The 22,676-nt window shown below is 61.9% G+C and carries 19 protein-coding genes and 2 pseudogenes; 13 read left to right on the top strand and 8 right to left on the bottom strand.

Going from position 1 to position 22,676, the window contains the following annotated elements:
- The first annotated feature begins 176 nt into the window (after window positions 1–176).
- The 5 genes and pseudogenes from C4J83_RS11580 to C4J83_RS11560 form a co-directional block, all read left to right on the top strand.
- Entirely contained in the window at window positions 177–917 is a 741-nt protein-coding gene (locus C4J83_RS11580) for a response regulator (protein WP_106580205.1), read from the top strand.
- On the top strand, window positions 914–2,218 hold the full coding sequence (locus tag C4J83_RS11575; protein ID WP_124417082.1) for an ATP-binding protein: 1,305 nt from the start codon (window positions 914–916) through the stop codon (window positions 2,216–2,218). The genes C4J83_RS11580 and C4J83_RS11575 overlap by 4 nt, the downstream gene beginning before the upstream one ends.
- Window positions 2,219–2,393: 175 nt before the next feature.
- Window positions 2,394–3,476: an LLM class flavin-dependent oxidoreductase gene (locus C4J83_RS11570; protein WP_124417081.1), complete on the top strand. Its 1,083-nt coding sequence runs from the start codon at window positions 2,394–2,396 to the stop codon at window positions 3,474–3,476.
- Window positions 3,477–3,816: 340 nt separating this feature from the next.
- Window positions 3,817–4,124, top strand: a pseudogene (locus tag C4J83_RS11565) (LLM class flavin-dependent oxidoreductase); the annotation flags it as partial.
- Window positions 4,125–4,403: 279 nt separating this feature from the next.
- A pseudogene (locus C4J83_RS11560) lies at window positions 4,404–4,712 on the top strand (LLM class flavin-dependent oxidoreductase); the annotation flags it as partial.
- A 672-nt stretch (window positions 4,713–5,384) separates the two neighbouring features.
- On the opposite strand, the gene C4J83_RS11555 reads toward C4J83_RS11560, so the two are convergent.
- A complete protein-coding gene (locus C4J83_RS11555; protein WP_106580745.1) occupies window positions 5,385–6,179 on the bottom strand; it encodes a class II aldolase/adducin family protein in 795 nt (264 codons plus the stop codon).
- Between the two features lie 122 nt (window positions 6,180–6,301).
- Window positions 6,302–7,207: a LysR family transcriptional regulator gene (locus C4J83_RS11550; RefSeq protein ID WP_124417080.1), complete on the bottom strand. Its 906-nt coding sequence runs from the start codon at window positions 7,205–7,207 to the stop codon at window positions 6,302–6,304.
- Between the two features lie 224 nt (window positions 7,208–7,431).
- Between C4J83_RS11550 and C4J83_RS11545 the strand changes: the two genes are divergently transcribed.
- The 7 genes from C4J83_RS11545 to C4J83_RS11515 all read left to right on the top strand — a co-directional run bounded on the left by C4J83_RS11545 (window position 7,432) and on the right by C4J83_RS11515 (window position 14,912).
- On the top strand, window positions 7,432–8,043 hold the full coding sequence (locus tag C4J83_RS11545; protein ID WP_119735435.1) for a cysteine dioxygenase family protein: 612 nt from the start codon (window positions 7,432–7,434) through the stop codon (window positions 8,041–8,043).
- Window positions 8,040–9,623, top strand: coding sequence for a rhodanese-related sulfurtransferase (locus C4J83_RS11540; protein WP_124417079.1), 1,584 nt, complete (start codon window positions 8,040–8,042; stop codon window positions 9,621–9,623). Before C4J83_RS11545 ends, C4J83_RS11540 begins: the two co-directional genes overlap by 4 nt.
- A 99-nt stretch (window positions 9,624–9,722) precedes the next feature.
- Window positions 9,723–10,697 carry an ABC transporter substrate-binding protein gene (locus tag C4J83_RS11535; RefSeq protein WP_106580741.1) on the top strand — a complete coding sequence of 325 codons (975 nt, stop codon included), beginning with the start codon at window positions 9,723–9,725 and terminating at the stop codon, window positions 10,695–10,697.
- A gap of 14 nt (window positions 10,698–10,711) precedes the next feature.
- The gene (locus tag C4J83_RS11530) at window positions 10,712–12,076 is read left to right on the top strand and encodes an LLM class flavin-dependent oxidoreductase (RefSeq protein ID WP_124417078.1); all 1,365 of its coding nucleotides are present in this window, start codon (window positions 10,712–10,714) and stop codon (window positions 12,074–12,076) included.
- Window positions 12,073–12,756 (top strand): peroxiredoxin-like family protein, encoded by a 684-nt coding sequence (locus tag C4J83_RS11525; protein WP_124417077.1) that lies wholly within the window; start codon window positions 12,073–12,075, stop codon window positions 12,754–12,756. The genes C4J83_RS11530 and C4J83_RS11525 overlap by 4 nt, the downstream gene beginning before the upstream one ends.
- A gap of 22 nt (window positions 12,757–12,778) precedes the next feature.
- The gene (locus tag C4J83_RS11520) at window positions 12,779–13,951 is read left to right on the top strand and encodes an acyl-CoA dehydrogenase family protein (RefSeq protein WP_124417076.1); all 1,173 of its coding nucleotides are present in this window, start codon (window positions 12,779–12,781) and stop codon (window positions 13,949–13,951) included.
- 13 nt (window positions 13,952–13,964) lie between these two features.
- Entirely contained in the window at window positions 13,965–14,912 is a 948-nt protein-coding gene (locus tag C4J83_RS11515; RefSeq protein ID WP_124417075.1) for a D-isomer specific 2-hydroxyacid dehydrogenase family protein, read from the top strand.
- Between the two features lie 659 nt (window positions 14,913–15,571).
- On the opposite strand, the gene C4J83_RS11510 is transcribed toward C4J83_RS11515, so the two are convergent.
- From C4J83_RS11510 to C4J83_RS11470, 6 genes are all read right to left on the bottom strand, one after another.
- Window positions 15,572–16,459, bottom strand: coding sequence for a LysR family transcriptional regulator (locus tag C4J83_RS11510; RefSeq protein ID WP_119735442.1), 888 nt, complete (start codon window positions 16,457–16,459; stop codon window positions 15,572–15,574).
- 181 nt (window positions 16,460–16,640) lie between these two features.
- Window positions 16,641–17,258, bottom strand: a complete 618-nt coding sequence (gene ycaC, locus C4J83_RS11505) for an isochorismate family cysteine hydrolase YcaC (RefSeq protein WP_106580735.1) — start codon at window positions 17,256–17,258, stop codon at window positions 16,641–16,643.
- A gap of 21 nt (window positions 17,259–17,279) precedes the next feature.
- The gene (locus C4J83_RS11500) at window positions 17,280–19,118 is read right to left on the bottom strand and encodes an amidohydrolase (protein ID WP_124417074.1); all 1,839 of its coding nucleotides are present in this window, start codon (window positions 19,116–19,118) and stop codon (window positions 17,280–17,282) included.
- Window positions 19,115–19,705, bottom strand: a complete 591-nt coding sequence (locus C4J83_RS11495) for an antibiotic biosynthesis monooxygenase (RefSeq protein ID WP_119735444.1) — start codon at window positions 19,703–19,705, stop codon at window positions 19,115–19,117. Before C4J83_RS11495 ends, C4J83_RS11500 begins: the two co-directional genes overlap by 4 nt.
- A 457-nt stretch (window positions 19,706–20,162) precedes the next feature.
- Window positions 20,163–20,654: a hypothetical protein gene (locus C4J83_RS11480; RefSeq protein ID WP_124417071.1), complete on the bottom strand. Its 492-nt coding sequence runs from the start codon at window positions 20,652–20,654 to the stop codon at window positions 20,163–20,165.
- Between the two features lie 453 nt (window positions 20,655–21,107).
- On the bottom strand, window positions 21,108–22,016 hold the full coding sequence (locus C4J83_RS11470) for a LysR family transcriptional regulator (RefSeq protein WP_124417070.1): 909 nt from the start codon (window positions 22,014–22,016) through the stop codon (window positions 21,108–21,110).
- 204 nt (window positions 22,017–22,220) lie between these two features.
- On the opposite strand from C4J83_RS11470, the gene C4J83_RS11465 reads away from it, so the two are divergent.
- Window positions 22,221–22,619 (top strand): helix-turn-helix domain-containing protein, encoded by a 399-nt coding sequence (locus C4J83_RS11465; protein ID WP_106580720.1) that lies wholly within the window; start codon window positions 22,221–22,223, stop codon window positions 22,617–22,619.
- The last annotated feature ends 57 nt before the right edge of the window (window positions 22,620–22,676 follow it).

Genomic DNA, 22,676 nt, shown 5'->3' with positions numbered 1-22,676 from the left:
CCTTTTTAGCATTAGCTTAGGCGTGCGGGTGAACGACGCCGGACGCTAGCCTGTCGGTTTTTTTGCCTCGCTGTGTATCTCGTTATCGCCAGATACACTGCAATACAAAGGGCACAAGGCAAAGCCTGCGGCGATGGCTAGACTGCGGCCCATGAGCATTTAACGAGGAACGCAGCATGGACCATGTCGACCATATCCTGATCGTCGATGACGACCGCGAGATCCGCGAACTGGTGGGCAATTACCTGAAGAAAAACGGCATGCGCACCACGGTTGTCGCCGATGGCCGTCAGATGCGCAGCTTCCTCGACACCACCCCGGTTGACCTGATCGTGCTGGACATCATGATGCCCGGCGACGACGGTTTGCAGCTGTGCCGCGAGCTGCGGGTGGGCAAGCACAAAGCCACGCCGGTGCTGATGCTCACCGCGCGCAACGATGAAACCGACCGCATCATCGGGCTGGAAATGGGCGCCGACGATTACCTGGTCAAACCCTTTTCCGCCCGCGAACTGCTGGCACGGATCAACGCCGTGTTGCGCCGCACGCGCATGCTGCCGCCGAACCTGGTGGTGAGTGAAACCGGACGGCTGATCCGCTTCGGGCGCTGGCGCCTGGACACCACCGCCCGCCATTTGCTCGACGAAGACGACACACTGGTGGCCTTGAGCGGCGCCGAATACCGCCTGCTGCGGGTGTTCCTCGATCACCCGCAGCGCGTGCTCAACCGCGACCAACTGCTCAACCTGACCCAGGGTCGTGACGCGGATCTGTTCGACCGCTCCATCGACCTGCTGGTCAGCCGCCTGCGCCAACGCCTGTTGGATGACGCACGTGAACCGGCGTATATCAAGACCGTGCGCAGCGAGGGTTATGTATTTTCCCTGGCGGTGGAAATCCTTGGAGCCACGCAATGAAATGGCGGTTGGGTTGGCCGCGCACGCTGGCCTCGCAGTTGTCACTGATTTTCCTGATCAGCCTGGTGTGCGCCCATGGGTTGTCGTTCAGCGCGCAATTCTACGAGCGCTATATCAGCGCGCGCACCGCGATGCTCGGCAACCTGGAGAACGATGTGTCGACCTCGGTGGCAATCCTCGACCGCCTGCCCGCCAACGAGCGCGCCAGTTGGCTGCCGCGTATCGACCGCCAGAACTACCATTACCTGCTCAATGCCGGCGAGACCGGTGAGCCGATGAGCAGTGACGACGTGCCGATGGCCGCCACCTCGATTGCGGATGCGCTGGGCGAGCAGTACGCGTTGACCTTTCGCACCATTCCCGGCCTGCAGAAGCACTTCCAGGCGCACCTGACCCTGGCCGACGGCAACCCGATCACCCTCGACGTACGCCCGGCCGCCCTGCCCGTGGCGTATTGGTTGCCGGTGGTGCTGATCCTGCAATTGGCGCTGTTGCTCGGCTGCACCTGGTTGGCCGTGCGCCTGGCGATTCGCCCGCTGACGCGCCTGGCCCGCGCGGTAGAAACCCTCGACCCCAACGCTCATCCGACGCCGCTGGACGAACACGGCCCGACCGAAGTGGCGCATGCGGCGGCGGCGTTCAACCAGATGCAACAACGCATCGCCGAATACCTCAAGGAGCGCATGCAGATCCTCGCGGCGATTTCCCACGACCTGCAAACGCCGATTACCCGCATGAAACTGCGCGCCGAGTTCATGGAAGAGTCTGCCGACCGCGACAAACTCTGGAGTGACCTGGGGGAAATGGAACACCTGGTGCGTGAAGGCGTGGCCTACGCGCGCAGCGTGCACGGCGCTACCGAAGCCAGCCATCGCATCAACCTCGACGCGTTTCTGGACAGCCTGGTGTTTGATTATCAGGACATGCACAAGCAGGTCAGCATCACCGGTAAAAGTGCGCTGGTGCTCGACACCCGCCCTCACGCTTTGCGGCGGGTGTTGGTGAACCTGCTGGACAACGCGCTGAAATTCGCCGGCAGCGCAGAACTGGCAGTCGGCTCGACGCCAAACGGGCAGCTGTCGATCAGCGTATTGGACCGCGGACCCGGGATTGCCGAGGACGAACTGGTGCGCGTCATGCAGCCATTTTATCGGGTAGAAAGCTCACGCAATCGCGGCACCGGCGGCACCGGGCTGGGCCTGGCGATTGCGCAGCAACTGGCGGTGGCGATCGGTGGCTCACTGACTTTGAGCAATCGCGCGGGCGGTGGGCTGTGCGCGCAGATTCGGCTGAGCTTGTAGCTCGCCTTTTAATGCACGTTACTAATAAATAAATCGAATGATAATTCCATATTTTAATACTTAGGTTAGAACCAACAGGCATTTTACAGACCCGGCTTCTGCCCTTACTTTTGAGCCGAGTGACCGACCCCACGCCCGGAGGAGGTGTTGATCCCGTACCTGACAAGGACTGACCATGAGCATTGAATTCATCGGCTATATCGGCGGCCATCACGCCTCTGAGATCCACCCGCGCAGCGGCCCGACCCTGCAACCGGACTACGTCGAAACCGTGGCCCGCGCCCACGAAGAGGCGGGCTTCGACCGCGCCTTGGTGGCCTTCCATTCCAGCAGCCCGGACAGCACGTTGATCGCCGCGCATGCCGCCAGCGTGACCCAAAAGCTGCAGTTTCTAATCGCCCACCGCCCAGGCTTTGCTCAGCCCACGCTGGCTGCGCGCCAGTTCAGCACCCTGGATGTTTTCAACGGCGGGCGCACCGCCGTGCACATCATCACCGGCGGCGATGAACGCGAACTGCGCGCCGATGGCAGCCACATCGGCAAGGACGAACGCTACGCACGCACCGACGAGTACCTCAGCGTAGTGCGCCAGGAATGGACCAGCGAGCAGCCCTTCGATTTCGCGGGTACGTACTACCAGGTGGAAGGCGCGCACTCGACGGTGAAGTCACCGCAGCAGCCGCACATTCCGCTGTATTTCGGTGGCTCCTCCGCGGCAGCGATTGCGGTGGCGGGCAAACATGCCGATGTGTATGCGCTGTGGGGTGAAACCTATGAGCAAGTGCGAGAAGTAGTGACTCAGGTGCGTGCCGAAGCGGCCAAGCATGGGCGCACGATCCGCTTCAGTTTGTCGTTGCGCCCGATCCTTGCCGAGACCGAGGAACTGGCGTGGGCGCGCGCCGAGACGATCTTGCAACAGGCCACGGCGCTGGCTGAGAAGAACGGATTCGTGCGACGGGAACCGCCGAACGAAGGCTCACGCCGGTTGCTGGCAGCCGCGGCGCAAGGCTCGCGGCTGGATAAGCGGTTGTGGACCGCAGTTGCCGGGCTGCTCGGCGCCCAAGGCAACTCCACCTCACTGGTGGGCACCGCCGAACAAGTCGCTGAAGCCCTGTTGGATTACTACGATTTGGGGATTACCACCTTCCTGATTCGCGGCTTCGATCCGCTCAATGATGCAATTGATTACGGCAAGCGCTTGATCCCACTCACCCGCCAATTGGTCGCAGAGCGCGAGCAGGCCCGGCAGGTCGCGTAAGTGGGACCTGGCTTGCCTGCGGTGGCATCAACTGGTTATGCCTGATAGACCGAGGTGCCTGCATCGCAGGCAAGCCAGCTCCCACAGAAAAGCCAAGCAGTGCGGTGCTGGCAGCTGAACTCGGTCAACTTGTGGGAGCGGGCTTGCTCGCGAAGGGGGTGGGTCAGCCAGCACATGTGTAGCTGACACACCGCCTTCGCGAGCAAGCCCGCTCCCACATTTGGAGCTCAGTGCATCAGACAAAGATGTGTTGCTGTGCTGTTGATCCGCTTTTGCTTCAACCACTCAGGTCGGCTTTCAGGCCGCCGTGCTCTGCTTTTGATTTTGATCTGACAGGCCCCGTCAACCACGCTGGCCGAACGCAGGCTCACGCCGGTTGCTGGCAGCCGCGGCGCAAGGCTCGCGGCTGGATAAGCGGTTGTGGACCGGATTGCCGGGCTGCTCGGCGCCCAAGGCAACTCCATCTCACTGGTGGGCACCGCCGAACAAGTCGCTGAAGCCCTGTTGGATTACTACGATTTGGGGATTACCACCTTCCTGATTCGCGGCTTCGATCCGCTCAATGATGCAATTGATTACGGCAAGCGCTTGATCCCACTCACCCGCCAATTGGTCGCAGAGCGCGAGCAGGCCCGGCAGGTCGCGTAAGTTGGAGCTGGCTTGCCTGCGATGGCATCGATTGGGTGTTACTGATACACCGAGGTGCCTGCATCGCAGGCAAGCCAGCTCCCACAGAAATGCCAAGCAGTGCGGTGGTGGCGGCTGAACTCGGTCAACTTGTGGGAGCGGGCTTGCTCGCTCCCACATTTGGAGCTCAGTGCATCAGAAAAAGATGTGTTGCTGTGCTGTTGATCCGCTTTTGCTTCAACCACTCAGGTCGGCTACCAGGCCGCCGTGCTCTGCTTTTGATTTTGATCTGACAGGCCCCGTCAACCACGCTGGCCGAACGCAGGCTCACGCCGGTTGCTGGCAGCCGCGGCGCAAGGCTCGCGGCTGGATAAGCGGTTGTGGACCGCAGTTGCCGGGCTGCTCGGCGCCCAAGGCAACTCCACCTCACTGGTGGGCACCGCCGAACAAGTCGCTGAAGCCCTGTTGGATTACTACGATTTGGGGATTACCACCTTCCTGATTCGCGGCTTCGATCCGCTCAATGATGCAATTGATTACGGCAAGCGCTTGATCCCACTCACCCGCCAATTGGTCGCAGAGCACGAGCAGGCCCGGCAGGTTGCGTAAGTTGGAGCTGGCTTGCCTGCGATGGCATCGATTGGGTGTGCCTGATAGACCGAGGTGCCTGCATCGCAGGCAAGCCAGCGCCCACAGAAAAGCCAAGCAGTGCGGTGCTGGCAGCTGAACTCGGTCAACTTGTGGGAGCGGGCTTGCTCGCGAAAGGGGTGGGTCACTCAGCACATGTGTAGCTGACACACCGCCTTCGCGAGCAAGCCCGCTCCCACATTTGGAGCTCAGTGCATCAGACAAAGATGTGTTGCTGTGCTGTTGATCCGCTTTTGCTTCAACCACTCAGGTCGGCTACCAGGCCGCCGTGCTCTGCTCTTGATCTTGATTTTGACTTTGATCTGACAGGCCCCGTCAACCACGCTGGCCGAACGCAGGCTTGAATCCGTGGGTAACCCGGCAGGACGCCGGGTTAGCCGTGTTGGGCCATGGATGGCCCGTCACGGCGGCCCACGGATTCAAGCCTTCGTTCGGGCACACCGAGCCCGAGCGAGGTGCCGAGTGGTGGGGCAAAGACCTTTTGGTTACTTTTGGGGCGTTTGCCAAAAGTGACCCGCTGTAAGAGCGGAACCGCCAGCCGCCGTGACCGCAGCAACGGATCTGCCCCCAATCTACCTAAACACCCCCCCTCACAAACAAACACCCCCCCAAGCCCCCCCACCACTACCGACGTCAGTTTTTATACTCGGTATCAGTACGCTCCAACTGCCGAACCAACGCATTCCAATGCCGCGCCACACCCGGCCCGGCCCCGTTGCTGAACACCTTGGCCTGCTCTTCAACCTTGGCCACCACCTCCGCCGGCGGAAAGATCAACTGCGCATTCCCGCCCGCCTGCGCCGCCACCTGGATATTGCACGCACGCTCCAGCCCCTGCAGCTGCTGAAACGCATGCTCAACGCTCACCCCCGCCGTCAACAACCCATGGTTACGCAAAATCATCACACTCTTGTCCCCCAGGTCCGCCACCAACCGCTCACGCTCGTCCAGGTCCAGCGCCACGCCTTCATAGCCGTGGTACGCGATACGCCCGGAGAACGCGATAGAGTGCTGGGAAATCGGCAACAGCCCGTCCTTCTGCGCCGACACCGCAATACCGTCACGGGTATGCGTGTGCAGCACCGCTTGCAGGTCATGCCGCGCGCCGTGGATGGCGCTGTGAATCACATAACCTGCGTAATTGATGCCCAGGCCCGTAGGGTCGTCGACAATCGTGCCGTCAAGGTCAACCTTGACGAGGTTGGACGCGCTGATTTCATCGAACAACAAGCCAAAGGCATTGATCAGGAAATGCTCATCCGGACCCGGCACGCGGGCCGAGAAGTGCGTGTAGATGTGATCGGTCCACTTGTACAACGCCGCCAGCCGATAGGCCGCGGCCAGTTTGACGCGCACCTCCCACTCTTCGGGCGATACGCGCTGGCGGACGTTGCTGGAAACGCTGGATAGAGAGGTGACGCTGCTCATGGCAAAACTTCCTGGATGGCCTTAAGTACTTCCAGGCAGCCTAGGGGATGCCGAAAAATAATAAAAAGCACATTTTAATCTAAGCTAATTATTATTTTTTTTTATAAAAAACACGTCCTCGCTCAGGCGGCGTTGCGGATCTTGTGCAGCGAGTCCGCGACCAGCTTGCCGAATGCATCCACCGGTCCCTGCAGGTTGCCGAGAAAATGCGGATAGATCAGCCACAAATCCATCACCGGCTTGAAATCCTTGAGCGGCATGACCGCCAGCTGCTCACGGTGAGCGCTGCGCTCCAGCAAAGGCCGCGGCACCAGCCCCAGGCCCAAACCGTCTGCCACCAGCCCCAATTGCAACTCGGTGCCGAAGGTTTCCAGGTTCACCCGCAATGCCAACCCCTGATCAGACAAGGTGCGCTGCAAGCCGGCCCGGAAACCGCAGCCATCCGGGTTCAGAATCCAGCCGTTCTGGTACACATCGGCCAACTTGCACGGCTTCTTCGGCAACTGCGCCTTGGCACACACCACCACCAACTCCATTTTGCCGATGGACTCACCGACGATGTTGTCCGGGAAAATCTTGCCTGCCGGAAACAGCGCCACCGCCGCGTCCAGTTCACCGCGCTCGATCTTGCCGACCAGTTGGCTGCCCCAACCCGTGGCGACTTGCGTGCGCAAGTCGGCGTATTCGGTGCGCAGGTGCTTGAGCGCATCGAGCAGCACCACGTCGCCGATGGTCTGCGGCACGCCCAGGCGCAATACGCCGGTCGGCGGCGCATCGGTGGCCACCAGTTCGCGCAGGGCATCCATTTCGCGCAGGATCAGCCGGCATTGTTCATAAACGCGCGTACCGATCAGCGTAGGCTTGAGGGGCTTGGTGTTGCGGTCGAACAGCTCCACACCCAGCGCCTGCTCGAAGTTCTGCACGCGGCGGGTAATGGCCGGCTGGGTCAGTTGCAACGACTCGGCGGCATGGCTGATGGACTGGCAACGAATCACTTCGACAAAGGCATCGATATCGTCAATTTTCATTTGGGCCGCACATAGAGAACAGTCATTAAGATGTGTGCGAAGCATAGTTGCAGGAACGCTGCATGGATAGTCCACGCTGTGATCGATAACGTCTAACGCTATGCAGAGCGGTTCTAAATTACCTAAAGCTATAAGCTAATCATTAAAAAATAGCATATTAACTATAAACATTATGCTTATATAAACCCATCAAACCCTCCCGTTAAAGCAGCGATGGAAGTGCCATGACCCAGGCCCGACACCCCGAGAGACTCAGAGCCTTTATAGGCGCCCTGGCGGAATTGATCGACGGCAATCCACGCGAAGGCGACCTGCTGCACCGTGGCGGCAAGCTCTTGGCGCAACTGGTCAGCCACGATGACTGGCTGCCCGACGAATACGCCCAACCCGACCCCGCGCGTTACCAGCAATTTCTGCTGCATGCCGATTCGCGCCAGCGCTTCAGCATCGTCAGCTTTGTGTGGGGGCCGGGGCAAAGCACGCCGATTCATGACCACCGCGTGTGGGGCTTGATCGGCATGCTGCGCGGTTCGGAATTTTCCCAGGGCTTTGAACGCGCACCCGACGGCCGCCTCGTTGCCGAGGGCAAGCCGATTCAGTTGGTGCCGGGTCAGGTCGAGGCCGTGTCGCCCAAGGTCGGCGATATCCATCAGGTCAGCAATGCCCACAGCGACCAGGTGTCGATCAGCATTCATGTATACGGTGCCAATATCGGTGCGGTACGCCGCGCGGTGTATCAGCCCGACGGCAGCGAGAAACTGTTTATCTCCGGTTATTCCAACGCCTACCTCCCGAACATCTGGGATTTGTCCAAAGAAAAGAGCCCTGCCCTATGACCACCGTATCGAACCGCAGCTTCGCCCAGATCCGTCAGGCCCTGTTGGACCGTGAAGAAGTCGCCCTGGTCGATGTGCGCGAAGAAGCGCCGTTTGCCGAGTCGCACCCGCTGTTCGCTGCGAATATCCCGCTGTCCAAACTGGAGCTGGAGGTGTACGCGCGCATTCCACGCCGCGATACCCAGGTCACCGTCTACGACAACGGTGAAGGGCTGGCGCAGCGCGCTGCCGAGCGCCTGGTTGCGCTGGGCTACACCCAGATCAGCCTGCTTGAAGGAGGGTTGGACGGTTGGCGCGAGGCCGGTGGTGAGCTGTTTATCGACGTCAATGTGCCGAGCAAGGCGTTTGGCGAGCTGGTCGAGAGCGAGCGCCATACGCCGTCCCTGGCCGCCGAAGAAGTCCAGGCCCTGCTCGACAACCAAGCCGACGTGGTGGTGCTCGACGCGCGCCGCTTCGACGAATACCAGACCATGAGCATCCCCACCGGCATCAGCGTGCCCGGTGCCGAGCTGGTGCTGCGCGCGCGTGAACTGGCGCCGGACCCGTCCACCCGCATCATCGTCAACTGCGCCGGGCGCACGCGCAGCATTATTGGCACTCAATCGCTGATCAACTCTGGCATCGCCAACCCGGTGTCGGCGCTGCGTAACGGCACTATCGGCTGGACCCTGGCCGGCCAAAAACTCGCCCACGGCCAGTCGCGGCGCTTTGCGCCAACCCGCGAAGAACACCGCCAGATCGCTGCCCGGGACGCGCGCCGCGTGGCCGACAAAGCCCGCGTCGGCCGTGCGACTTTGGCTGATCTGCAACGCTGGCAGCAGGAACCGCACCGCACCACGTACCTGTTCGATGTGCGCACCCCGGAAGAATTCGAAGCCGGCCACTTGCCTGGCGCACGCTCTACTCCGGGTGGCCAGCTGGTGCAGGAAACCGATCACGTCGCCAGCGTGCGCGGTGCGCGCCTGGTGCTGGCGGATGACGACGGCGTACGTGCCAACATGTCCGCCTCCTGGCTCGCGCAACTGGGCTGGGAGGTGCATGTGCTCGACGACCTGCAAACGGCGCACTTCAGCGAAACCGGTGCCTGGGTAGCACCCGTGCCCGCGCCGCAGCAAGCCGAGTTGATCAGCCCGCACACCCTGGCGGAGTGGCTCGCCCACGGCGACACGGCGGTGCTGGATTTCACCCCCAGCGTCAATTACGTCAAGCGCCACATTCCCGGTGCTCACTGGGTCTTGCGTGCGCAATTGCCCGAGGCGCTGGCCAAGGTACCGCCCGCCGAGCGTTATGTGCTGACCTGCGGCACCAGCCAACTGGCACGCCTGGCGGTGACCGAAGTCGAAGCGCTGACCGGCAAGCCGGTGTTCCTGCTGCAAGGCGGCACCACGCACTGGATCGCCGAACAACTGCCGCTGGAAACGGGAGAAACGCACCTGGCCTCAGCGCGTATCGACCGCTACCGCCGACCGTACGAAGGCACCGACAGCCCCAAGGAAGCCATGCAGGCCTACCTGGATTGGGAGTTCGGCCTGGTCGAGCAGCTAGCCCGCGACGGCACCCATGGTTTCTATGTGATCTGAGCCCCCTTAACGCCTGCCCCGGACCGGGGCAGGCCGCACCGACCCCTTTCCAGGCGGAGGTAACCCACACCTTTTCGATCTGTCTGGAATCTATCGCTCATGACCTTTACCCCTGCGTTCAAACGCCTGTTGCTGGGCACCGCCCTCGCCTTTGGCCTGCTCACCACCGCCCAGGCCGCCGACCTGCAACCGCTGCGCGTGGCCAATCAAAAATCCACCATCAAGGCCCTGCTGGAAGCCTCGGGCGAAACCCAAAACGTTCCCTATACCCTCCAATGGTCGGAATTCCCCTCCGCCTCACCGTTGGGCGAAGCCCTGAATGCCGGCGCCGTGGATGTTGGTGCGCTCGGTGATGCGCCGTATGTGTTTGCTCTGGGCGCCGGCGCCTCGCTCAAAGTGGTCAGCATCATCCACGCCGAAGGGCGCAACACCACCGCCCTGGTGGTGCCCAAGGATTCACCGATCAAGACGGTGGCCGACCTCAAGGGCAAGAAAATCGTCACCGGCCGCGGCTCCATCGGCCACTACCTGGCGATCAAGGCCCTGGCCAGCGCCGGGCTGACCACCCAGGATGTGCAATTCATTTTCCTGCTGCCTGCCGAATCGCGGTTGGTGCTCGATAACGGCACCGTCGACGCCTGGGCCACATGGGACCCGTACACCACGGTGGTCACCTCACAAAGCCAGGCCAGGGTGCTGGTCAGCGGCAACCCGTTGCTGAGTAACCACCTGTATTTTGCGGCCACCCAACAGGCCATCAGCGAAAAACGCGCGCAACTGGACGACTTCGTCGCCCGCGTCGATCGCGCTTATGCGTGGGCCAATGCGCACCCCAATGAATACGCTGCCGCCCAATCGAAAATCACCGGCCTGCCGTTGGCGGTGCACGTCGAGGTGGCCAAGGACACTCATCTGAGCCCCGTCGTGATCGACGACAGCGTGATCAGCGGCCTGCAAGCCACGGCCGACACCTATCAGAAGGAAGGCCTGCTGCCCAGGCACATCGACGTGTCGCAGGGTTTCGACAAGAGCTTTAACGCCGAGCGTTTTCCCACTTCTCAAGCATCGCGCTAAGCAAGGAGCTACACATGAGCAAGCCAGGTCAATTGCAGCCACGCCATTTGAAGCTGGGCGCCATGGTTCACGGCGTCGGCCACGGCTGGGGTGAATGGCGCCACCCGCAGGCGCAACCGAATGCCAGTACGAATTTTGGTTTCTACAAGCAGCAGACTGAATTGGCCGAAGCCGCCAAATTCGATTTCGTGTTCATCGCCGACAGCCTGCATATCCACGCCAAGTCCAGCCCGCATTACCTCAACCGCTTCGAGCCGCTGACCATTCTCTCGGCCCTCGCCGCACTGACCACGAACATTGGCCTGGTGGCCACGGTGACGGTCAGCTACAGCGAGCCCTATCAGGTGGCACGCCAGTTTGCGTCGCTGGACCACATCAGCGGCGGCCGCGCCGGTTGGAACGTGGTCACCTCATGGCTCAGCGGCACCGCCGACAACTTCGGCAAGGCCGAGCACCCACCGCATGCCGTGCGCTACCGCATCGCCAAGGAACACCTCAACGTGGTCAAGGGCCTGTGGGATTCCTGGGAAGACGACGCCTTTACCTACAACAAGCAAAGTGGCGAGTTTTTCACCCCGCACAAGCTGCACGCGCTGAACCACAGAGGCGAGTTTTTCTCGGTCAAAGGCCCGCTGAACATCGCGCGTTCGCGCCAGGGCCAACCGGCAATTTTCCAGGCCGGCACCTCGGAGGATGGGCGCAACTTTGCGGCGCAAAACGCCGATGCGATTTTCGTGCACGTCGAGCACATTGAAGAAGCCAAAGCCTACAGCGCCGACTTGAAGCGCCGCGCCAAGGGCTTTGGCCGCGACGCCCACAGCCTGTCGATCCTGCCGGGCATCCGCCCGATTGTCGGGCGTGACGCCGCCGAGGTGCAAAGCCGCTATCAGCAGGCCGTGGACCTGGTCACCGTGGAGGACGCCATTGTCGCCCTCGGCCGCCCGTTCAACGACCACGACTTCAGCCAATACCCGCTGGACGAACCCTTCCCGGAACTCGGCGACCTGGGCGCCAACAGCCAGAAAGGCGGCTCTGAGCGCATCAAGCAACTGGCCAAGGACGAAGGCCTGACCCTGCGCGAAGTGGCCCTGCGTTTCTCGCGGCCCAAACGCGATTTTGTCGGCACCCCGGAGCAAGTCGCCGATGCGATCCAGACCTGGTTCGAAACCGGCGCCAGCGATGGTTTCATCATCAACTCGGTGCTGCCGGATGGCTTGCAGTACTTCACCGAGCTGGTGGTGCCGGTGCTGCAACAGCGCGGCCTGTTCCGCACCGAGTACAACGGCCACACGCTGCGCGACAACCTGGGCCTGGACGTGCCGGCCAACCGTTACAGCGTCGCCACCGAGGTCGAAGAACAACAGAAGGCGCTGGCATGAGCGAATCCCTCAACCGTCAATTAGCTGAGCTGCATGCCGAACGTGTGGCCACCTGGGCGCCGGCGGCGTTGCAGGTCAATATCGACCAGCGCCAGCGCCTGGTGGATGAAGCGCAGCCCGACGCGTATGTGCAGGTGGGCGATGCGCTGGACCCGTTCACCTTGCTCAATGTGGAAGGCGGCGAACTGAACCTCGACCTGCTGCTGGCCGACGGGCCGGCGGTGTTGATTTTCTTCCGTTTTGCCGGCTGCCCGGCGTGCAACATCGCCCTGCCCTATTACGAGCGCCAGCTCTACCCACGCCTGCGTGAATGGGGCGTGCCGCTGGTGGCGGTCAGCCCGCAAGTGCCACAGCGCCTGGTCGAGATCAAGACCCGCCATAGCCTCAAACTGCTGGTCGCCAGCGACCCGGACAACACCCTCGGGCGGCGCCTGGGCATTCTTTACAGCTTTGACGAAGCCTCGCGCAACGCGGCATTGGCCAAGGGCAGCAGCATCGGCGAAACCACCGGTACCGGTACGTGGGAATTGCCGCAGCCAACCGTGGTGGTGATTGCCCAGGACGGCACGGTGGCGTTTGTCGAGGTCAGCCCGGACTGGCTGGTGCGTACCGAGGCCGAGCCGGTGTTGCAAGTGGTGGAGCGCTTGTTGAGCCAACAGCCCGTGCGTATCGCTATCTAAGACCACATTTTTGACCGAGTACATGCTCATGACGTCCCAACCTTCCTTACGCTGCGTGGAAGTCGCCAACTTCGAAACCCTGCTCGAACGCCTCAGCGCCGAGCTGGCAAGCACCGCGCACCTGTACGACGCCAGCGGCGCCTTCCCCCACAACAATTTTAAGCTGCTGCATGACCACGGCCTGGTCGCCCTCACTGTGCCCAAGTCCTTGGGCGGCGGCGGTGCCAGCTTGCCCCAGGCGCGCAAGGCGATCAGCGCGATTGCCAAGGGCGAGCCCTCCACCGCGCTGATCCTGGTGATGCAGTACCTGCAACACACGCGCTTGCAAGACAGCAAGACCTGGCCCCAGCACTTGCGCGTGCAAGTGGCCGAAGACGCGGTGCGCAACGGCGCGCTGATCAACGCCCTGCGCGTCGAACCCGACCTCGGCACCCCGGCGCGGGGCGGCCTGCCGGCGACCACCGCCGTGCGCACCGCCGAAGGCTGGCGCATCAGTGGGCGCAAGATTTACTCCACCGGCAGCCATGGTCTGAGCTGGTTCAGCGTATGGGCGCGCAGCGATGACGCCGACCCGCTGGTGGGCGCCTGGCTGGTGCGCAAGGACAGCCCCGGTATAAGCATCATCGACACCTGGGACCACTTGGGCATGCGCGCCACCTGCAGCCATGAAGTGTTGCTCGACAACGTGCTGGTGCCGCTGGACCACGCCGTCAGCGTGAGCCCCTGGAGTGCGCCGCAGCCAGAGCTGGATGGCGATGGTTTCCTGTGGATGTCGGTGTTGCTGTCTTCGGTGTATGACGCCGTGGCCCAGGCTGCAAGGGACTGGCTGGTGAAATGGCTGGAGGAGCGCAAGCCATCCAATCTGGGCGCAGCGCTGTCGACCTTGCCGCGCTTTCAGGAAACCGTCGGCCATATCGACACGCTGCTGTTTGCCAACCGCAGCCTGCTGGATGCCGCCGCTGAAGGCCACACACCGGCCGCGAATGCCGCGCAGTTGAAGTACCTGGTGACCGGCAACGCGATCCGCGCCGTCGAGTTGGCCATCGAAGCCTCGGGCAACCCCGGCCTGTCACGCCACAGCCCGCTGCAACGCCATTACCGCGATGTGCTGTGCAGCCGCGTGCATACCCCACAAAACGACGCCGTGCTGCAAGGCGTCGGCAAAGCTGTGTTCGCCCAACGTGGCCCACAATGAATAAGGAACGCTCATGAGTCAGGTGATTATTGCCAGCCAGCTGGACGAAGACTACAACGCGGTGATCCGCGAACGCCTCGCCTCGATTCATCCTGAAGCCCAGGTGATCGGCGTGCCTGCTGGTGTGCCGAGTGACTTGCCGCCCCAGGCCAATATCCTCTTGCTGCGCCCGATCAACGTGCGCGGCTACACCGCACCGGACACCCCGCCGCCGGGCTGGCCGTACCGCGTGCAGTGGGTGCATCTGGTCTCGTCGGGCATCGACTTCTACCCGCAGTGGCTGTTCAACGGCCCACCGGTAACCACCTCGCGTGGCAGCGCCGCCGACAACCTCGCCGAGTTCGCCCTGGCGGCGATCTTTGCCGCGTCCAAGCATTTACCGGCTATCTGGGTGAAGGATGCCCACTGGAATTTCACGCCATTGCGCCCACTCAAGGGCACTACCCTGGGCATTCTCGGCTTTGGCGCAATTGGTAAAAGCCTCGCGCAAAAGGCGTTGGCGCTCGGCATCAACGTGGTTGCGTTGCGTCAAAGCCATGCCTCTTTTGACGTCGACGGCGTCGAAGCCGTTCGGGATATCCACGACCTGTTCGCCCGCGCCGACCATCTGGTGCTGGCGGCGCCGCTGACCGAGAGCACGCGGCATATCGTTAACCGCGATGTGCTCGGCAGTGCCAAGCCAGGGCTGCACCTGATCAACATCGCGCGCGGTGGTTTGCTGGATCAAGAGGCGTTGTTGGAGGCGTTGGATAACGGTCAGGTTGGCCTGGCATCGCTGGACGTGACCGAGCCGGAACCGCTGCCGGATGGGCACCCGTTGTACAGCCATCCGCGGGTGAGGTTGTCGCCGCACACCTCGGCGATTTCGACCAACAGCCAAGAGGAGATTGCCGATACGTTCCTGGCGAATTTAGAGCGTTACGTGCAGGGCTCGGAGCTGGCCAACCTCGTCGATCTCTGAGCCAAACCTCAATCAAAATGTGGGAGCGGGCTTGCTCGCGAATGCGCTGGATCAGCTACAGATACGCTGACTGACACACCGCTTTCGCGAGCAAGCCCGCTCCCACAGGTGTGCGATGTTGTGTCAGTGGTTCAACAACCACCCGCCAGGCGTTCACGCAAGAATTCCACCAGCGCCAGCCAAGAGGAGATTACTGATACGTTCCTGGCGAATTTGGAGCGGTATGTGGACGGTTCGGAGTTGGCCAACCTCGTCGATCGCTGAGCCAAACCTCAATCAAAATGTGGGAGCGGGCTTGCTCGCGAATGCGCTGGATCAGCTACAGATACGCTGACTGACACACCGCTTTCGCGAGCAAGCCCGCTCCCACAGGTGTGCGATGTTGTGTCAGTGGTTCAACAGCCACCCGCCAGGCGTTCACGCAAGAATTCCACCAGCGCCTGCCAAGAGGAGATTGCCGATACGTTCCTGGCGAATCTGCAGCGATATGTGGACGGTTCGGAGCTGGCCAACCTCGTCGATCGCTGAGCCAAACCTCAATCAAAATGTGGGAGCGGGCTTGCTCGCGAATGCGCTGGATCAGCAACAGATACGCTGACTGACACACCGCTTTCGCGAGCAAGCCCGCTCCCACAGGTGTGCGATGTTGTGTCAGTGGTTCAGCAACCACCCGCCAGGCGTTCACGCAAGAATTCCACCAGCGCCTGCACCGGCCTAGAGCTTTGCCGGTGCTGGGGGTACACCGCCGACAAGGTCAGCGCTTCAGGGGCGAAGTCTTCCAGAAGCGTAACCAGGCGCCCGTCCTTCAACGCCTCAGCCACGATAAACGTCGGCAGGTAAGTAACACCCAATCCGGCAATCGCCGTGTCGCGCAACAACTCGCCGTTGTTCACGCGCATGCGCCCGCTGACATTCACCGACTGCAGTTTGCCCTTGGTCTGGAAGCGCCACTGCACCTGGCGGCCGTGGCCGTAGGGCAGGCAATCGTGGTCGGCCAGGTCTTCGGGCTTGAGCGGCGTGCCGCGCCGGGCCAGGTACTCGGGGCTGGCGCAATACACCCGCTCGACACTGGCGATGCGGCGCGCGATCAAGGTCGAGTCTTCAAGGGTGCCGATGCGCAGCACCAGGTCGTAGCCTTCGCCGATCAGGTCAACAGGCCGGTCACTGAGGTCGACTTCCACCGACACGTGCGGGTAGCGCTGCAGAAATGACGGCAACAGGCAACCCAGGTGAGCCATGGCAAACGACAGCGGCGCACTCAGGCGCAGCGTGCCGCGCGGCTCGCTGTTCTGGCCGGCGATGCCCTGCTCCACTTGCTCGACGTCACTGAGCAATCGCAAGGCGGATTCGTAATAACTCTGGCCCAGCGGCGTGACGTCCAGGCGGCGCGTGGAACGGTTGAGCAGGCGCACGCCCAGGCGGTCTTCCAGCTGAATCAGGCGGCGGCTGACAAATTGCTTGGACAGGCCCAGTTGCTCGGCGGCGGCGGTAAAGCTGCCGGACTCCATGACCTGGCAGAACAGGCGCATGTCTTCGAAGGGGTTCATTGTCGCTTCTCGGTGGACATTTTGCTGATTTATAACCGGTCAGTCATGGCACCACAAATCAAATGTGGGAGCCGGGCTGGCCCGCGACAGCGCAGCGTCAGCCAACCGTGATGTCGACTGATGCTGCGCCGTCGCGGGCCAGCCCGGCTCCCACAGGGTTCAGCGGCGTGCTGTCTGCGGGTTACTTGGCAGTAAACGCCGAGTAGCTGTTCATCAGGTTGCGGTAGTTGGGAATGCGTGGCGACAGCAGGTTGGCCAGGCCTTCCATGTCGTTGCGCCAGTCGATCTGCAGCTCGCAGGCCACCGCAAACCAGTTGACCAGGTGCGCACCCGCTGCGCTCATGCGCGCCCACGACGCACGTTGCACGGCCTCGTTGAACGTCCCGGAAGCGTCGGTCACCACAAACACCTCGAAGCCTTCAGCCAGCGCGGCCAAGGTCGGGAACGTCACGCAGACGTCGGTCACCACACCGGCGATGATCAATTGCTTGCGGCCGGTGGCCTTGACGGCCTTGACGAAATCTTCGTTGTCCCAGGCGTTGATCTGGCCAGGGCGCGGGATGTACGGCGCGTCCGGGAACAGCGCCTTAAGCTCCGGCACCAGCGGGCCATTGGGGCCGGTTTCAAAGCTGGTGGTGAGGATGGTCGGCAGCTTGAAGAACTTGGCCACATCCGCCAGCGCCAGCACGTTGTTCTTGAATTCGTTGGGCGAAAAATCCTGCACCAGCGAGATCAAGCCAGTCTGGTGGTCCACCAACAGCACCACGGCGTCGTCTTTGTTCAAGCGTTTGTAAGTCATGGGGTAGCTCCTTTGGGGGTTTTAGAAGGCAAAGCACGAGCAGCCAAACGCGCCCCAGAAACCCTGGAAGTCGCTGACCGGCACGCTGGAAAGGCGCGCTTTTTCATGGCCATGGGCATGCACGCCACATGGGCCGCTGCATTGATGGACCTGGGCTTGTAACGCTGAACTTGGGCGCCAGTGCCCCGGCACCTTGACCACCGGCGACCAGTCCGGCAGCACCGGCACGCGTGGTGGTGCGAAATCCTCGAAGTCGCCGGCGCCGTACACCACCTTGCCGCCGACCACGGTGAGCACCGACTCGATCCACTTGATGGCCTCTTCATCGACACTGAAAAAGTCTGCCGACAGCGCGGCAACGTCCGCCAACTGGCCGACCTTGATCTGGCCCTTCTTGCCCTGCTCCGACGAGAACCAGGCACTGCCGTGGGTGAACAGCTCTAACGCGGTGAGGCGCGGCAGGCCTTCGGCGTGCAGTTCCAGGCCGCCGACGGTGCGGCCGCTGACCATCCAATACAACGAGGTCCAGGGGTTGTAGCTCGACACCCGTGTGGCATCGGTGCCCGCCCCGACCGGTACGCCTTCAGCCAACATGCGCTTGATCGGCGGCGTGGCTTCGGCCGCCTTGGCGCCGTAACGCTCGACAAAATATTCGCCCTGGAACGCCATGCGATCCTGGATCGCGATACCGCCGCCAAGCGCACGCACACGCTCGATGTTGTGCGGGGTGATGGTTTCGGCGTGGTCGAAAAACCACGGCAGGCCATTGAACGGAATGTCGCGGTTGACCTTCTCGAACACGTCGAGCATGCGCGAGATGGATTCGTTGTAAGTGGCATGCAAGCGGAATGGCCAGCGCTGCTCGACCAGATGCCGAACCACCGGTTCCAGTTCCTGCTCCATGGTCAGCGGCAGGTCGGGACGCGGTTCAAGGAAATCTTCGAAGTCCGCCGCCGAAAACACCAACATCTCGCCGGCGCCGTTGTGGCGCAGGTAGTCATCGCCCTGATGCAGGGTGACGCTGCCGGTCCAGTGCTTGAAGTCGCTGAGTTCTTCCTTGGGCTTCTGGGTGAACAGGTTGTAGGCGATGCGCACCGTCAGCTGTTCATCTTTGGCCAGCTGCTCGATCACCGCGTAGTCATCGGGATAATTCTGGAAGCCACCGCCGGCATCGATCGCACTGGTAAGGCCCAGGCGATTGAGTTCACGCATGAACTGGCGGGTCGAGTTGACCTGATATTCCAGCGGCAATTTCGGCCCCTTGGCCAGGGTTGCATAGAGGATCATCGCGTTAGGCCGCGCCACCAGCATGCCGGTGGGGTTGCCGTTGCTGTCACGCACGATCTCGCCGCCCGGCGGGTTCGGCGTGTCTTTGGTATAGCCGGCCACCCGCAGGGCGGCGCGGTTGAGCAAGGCACGGTCGTACAGGTGCAGCACGAACACTGGCGTGTCCGGCGCGGCCTGGTTCAGCTCCTCCAGGGTCGGCATGCGTTTTTCGGCGAACTGGAATTCGTTCCAGCCACCGACCACGCGCACCCACTGCGGCGTAGGCGTGCGATCCGCCTGATCCTTGAGCATGCGCAGCGCATCGGCCAGGGACGGCACGCCTTCCCAGCGCAGTTCGAGGTTGTAGTTCAGCCCGCCACGGATCAGGTGCAGGTGCGAGTCATTGAGGCCAGGGATGACGGTGCGGCCCTTAAGGTCGATGACCTGCGTGCCACTGCCACGCAACGCCATGGCTTGGGCGTCGGTGCCGACCGCGACGAAGCGGCCCTGGTGAATAGCAACGGCGGTGGCCCGCGGGTTTTCACGGTCCACGGTGTGGAACTGGCCATTGAACAGAATCAGATCGGCGTTCATAGGGTTTCCTTTACAGAGGCTTCAAGCCAGGGAGCGAACAGGCGGGTGGCGGCCGGCATCAGCAGGTAGACCACCAGCAGCACGATGGTCAGGGTGACCAGGAAGGTTGCGACCACGTAGTTGGAGAGGAACGGATGCAGGCGTAACACCGGGCCCCAGACGATCGGAATCAGCAGGGTCAGCGGCAGGATGACAAACAAGGTCACCACGGCTTGTTTCCAGCGCGGTGGTTTGGCGGCGCTGTCGGCCAGGGGGGCGAACCAGAACTCATTGACGGCACCGACTTCGGTGTTGTCGCCGTCGGCGAGCATGGGCGTGGCTTCGTTGATCAGGGCTTGGCGCTCGGGGGAGTCGAGCCAGCGTTCGAGGTCGTCGGTGGAGCGGTAGCGCAGGACGCAGGTGAACAGCGCCAGGCGGTTTTGTTTGCTGCGCACGACGTCGACGCCGAGGTGGCCTGGGCGTTCGCCAGCGATGCGCACGATGCGGCGTAGCCAGGCTTCGTAGTCGGCTTCGCGACCGGGTTTGATCAGGTGTTTGACGACCAGGGTGACGACTTCGTCGGGGCTGGTTTTGGGTGTTGGGTCCATGGTTTTGATTCCCCCCTGGAGAGTTGTGCGATAGGGGGAGTTTGGGGGGCAATGGGGGGGTTGGAATTGGATGTATGTGCTGTTTGACGTGGCGGCCTCTGGGGGCCGGTTTTTACGGAGTACATATCCGTTATTTGAGTAACGGCCGCGATGGGTTCCGCTCTTACAGCGGGTCACTTTGGAAAAGCCCCAAAGTAACCAAAGGGCTCTTGCCCCACCACTCGGCACCTCGCTTAGGCTCGGTGTGCCCGAACGAAGGCTTGAATCCGTGGGCCGCCGTGACGGGCCATCCATGGCCCAACACGGCTAACCCGGCGTCCTGCCGGGTTACCCACGGATTCAAGCCTGCGTTCGGCCAGCGTGGTTTAACGGGGCGCCTAAGATCAAAGTCAAAAGCAGATCAAGATCAAAAGCAGAGCACGGCGGCCTGACAGCCGACCTGTTTTTGAAGATGAACTCAATCAAATGTGGGAGCTGGCTTGCCTGCGATGGCATCAACTGGTTGTGCCTGATAGACCGAGGTGTCTGCATCGCAGGCAAGCCAGCTCCCACAGAAAAGCAAAAGCAATGCACTGCGGTACTGGCGGCTGAACTCGGTCAACTTGTGGGAGCGGGCTTGCTCGCGAAGGCGGTCTGCCAGTGACACATGAGCTGACTGACCCACCGCATTCGCGAGCAAGCCCGCTCCCACATTTGGATTTCTGTGAATCAGATAGATGGGTGTCGGTTGCACTCGGTCAAAAGTGGGAGCTGGCTTGCCTGCGATGGCATCTACTGGTTGTGCCTGATAGACCGAGGTGTCTGCATCGCAGGCAAGCCAGCTCCCACAGAAAAGCAAAGCAGTGCAGTGGTGGAGGCTGAACTCGGTCAACTTGTGGGAGCGGGCTTGCTCGCGAATGCGGTGTGTCAGTGACACATGAGCTGACTGAACCACCGCATTCGCGAGCAAGCCCGCTCCCACATTTGGATCTCTGTGCATCAGATAGAAGTGTGTTGCTGTGCTTCTGCCCTGCTTTTGCTTCAACCACTCAGGTCGGCTTTCAGGCCGCCGTGCTCTGCTTTTGATCTTGCTTTTGATTTTGATCTGACAGGCCCCGTCAACCACGCTGGCCGAACGCAGGCTTGAATCCGTGGGTAACCCGGCAGGACGCCGGGTTAGCCGTGTTGGGCCATGGATGGCCCGTCGCGGCGGCCCACGGATTCAAGCCGGAGTGAGGGCATGCCGAGCCTAAGCGAGGCACCGAGTGGTGGGGCAAAGACCTTTTGGTTACTTTTGGGGCGTTTGCCAAAAGTGACCCGCTGTAAGAGCGGAACCCTAAGTGGCCGTGACCGCAGCAACGGATATGCACCCAACCCAACCCAACCCACCAACCCAACCTGGTCGGCCCAGAGGCCGCCACGCCTAAACCGCCCGCGACATATGCTCACTGATACGCGACCGCAGCCACCGCTCCGCCGGGTCATTATCATGCACCCCACCCCAAACCATCGACAGCTCCGCCGCCTCAATCTCAAACGGCGGATCCTGCGCCCGTAACACCGTCCCCTCAGTCAACGCACAGGCCGCATAATCCGGCACTGTCGCAATAATCCGCGTGCCCGCCAACAACGCCCGCAACCCACTGAATTGCGGCACCGCCAACACCACCCGGCGCGCCCGGCCGATCCGCGCCAGGTCCAGGTCGATATTGCCGCTCAAATCCCCCGAAAACGACACCATCGCATGCGGCCGCTCGCAGTAATCATCCAGGGTTAGCGGCGCCTCCCCGTCATCCCCACGCAGCACCTTGCATGGAATATCCCGCAGCTTCTTGCGCTTGGCATTCGCCGGCAATTCCGTGGTGTAACTCACCCCCACCGAAATCTCCCCGCTGGCCAACAACGCCGACATCAGCAGGTAGTTGGCCCGACGCACCACCACGATAATCCCCGGCGCCTCCTCACGCAGTTGACTGAGCAGCGGCGGAAACAACCCGAACTCCGCATCATCCGACAAACCAATACGAAACACCGCGCAGCTGGTGGAAGGGTCAAAATCCTTGGCGCGGCTGACCGCGCCGGAAATGGTGTCCATGGCCGGTTGCAACTCCTTGAGTATCGCCAGCGCCCGTGGCGTGGGCTCCATGCCCCGCCCATTGCGCAGCAGCAACGGGTCGTCGAACAAATCCCGCAAGCGCCCAAGCGCCGCACTCACCGCCGGCTGGCCCATAAAGAGCTTCTCGGCAACCCGGGTCAGGTTCTTCTCGAACATCAATGCTTCGAAAATCACCAGCAGGTTCATGTCGACGCGGCGCAAGTCGTTGCGGTTCATGGCGGCTTCCAAACGGTTTTCAGGCCGCCAGATAAGCAGATACCGCCATGCGGCGATTGCACGCCTGTGCTGTCTTTTCCGCGCCCTGACCTGGCGAAATTAACAACGATTAACTCGTCAGCCAGACGGTCCGGCGCCAAAAATGAAGCGGTCTACACTGGATCCATTCACCGGGAACGCTCCCATCGACTACGGATATTTGTCATGGCCCGACTTGAGTACTGTGCTCCGCGCTTCTCCGCGACCGGCGGCCTATGCCCCCGACGCGAGCGCATTGCCAAACAACTGATCCTTGCCAACCTCGGCGAAAGCCTGGCAATTGCCGACCTGGCGCAGGCTTGCGCGCTGTCGCGCAGCCACTTCTCCCGCGCCTTCAAGTGCACCACCGGGCTGTCGCCGCAGGAGTGGATTCGCCAACAGCGTATCCAGCGAGCCAAGGAACTGATCACCGGCTCTTCCTTGAGCCTCACGCAAATCAGCCTGGAATGCGGGTTTTGCGACCAGGCGCACTTCTGCCACATGTTCACGCGCAGCGAAGGCGTCAACCCGATGACCTGGCGAAACCACCACTTACGTCACAAGCCGCAAGTGATTGCGGCCTAGTGGTCTGTACGCACCTGGAATATGCTGGCCGAACCCTTTTTTCCGAGCATGGGCCAC

It is taken from the genome of Pseudomonas sp. LBUM920 (assembly GCF_003852315.1).
Taxonomy (GTDB): domain Bacteria; phylum Pseudomonadota; class Gammaproteobacteria; order Pseudomonadales; family Pseudomonadaceae; genus Aquipseudomonas.
Note: the sequence above shows the minus strand (reverse complement) of the source record. Positions and strands in the feature narration are given on the sequence as shown.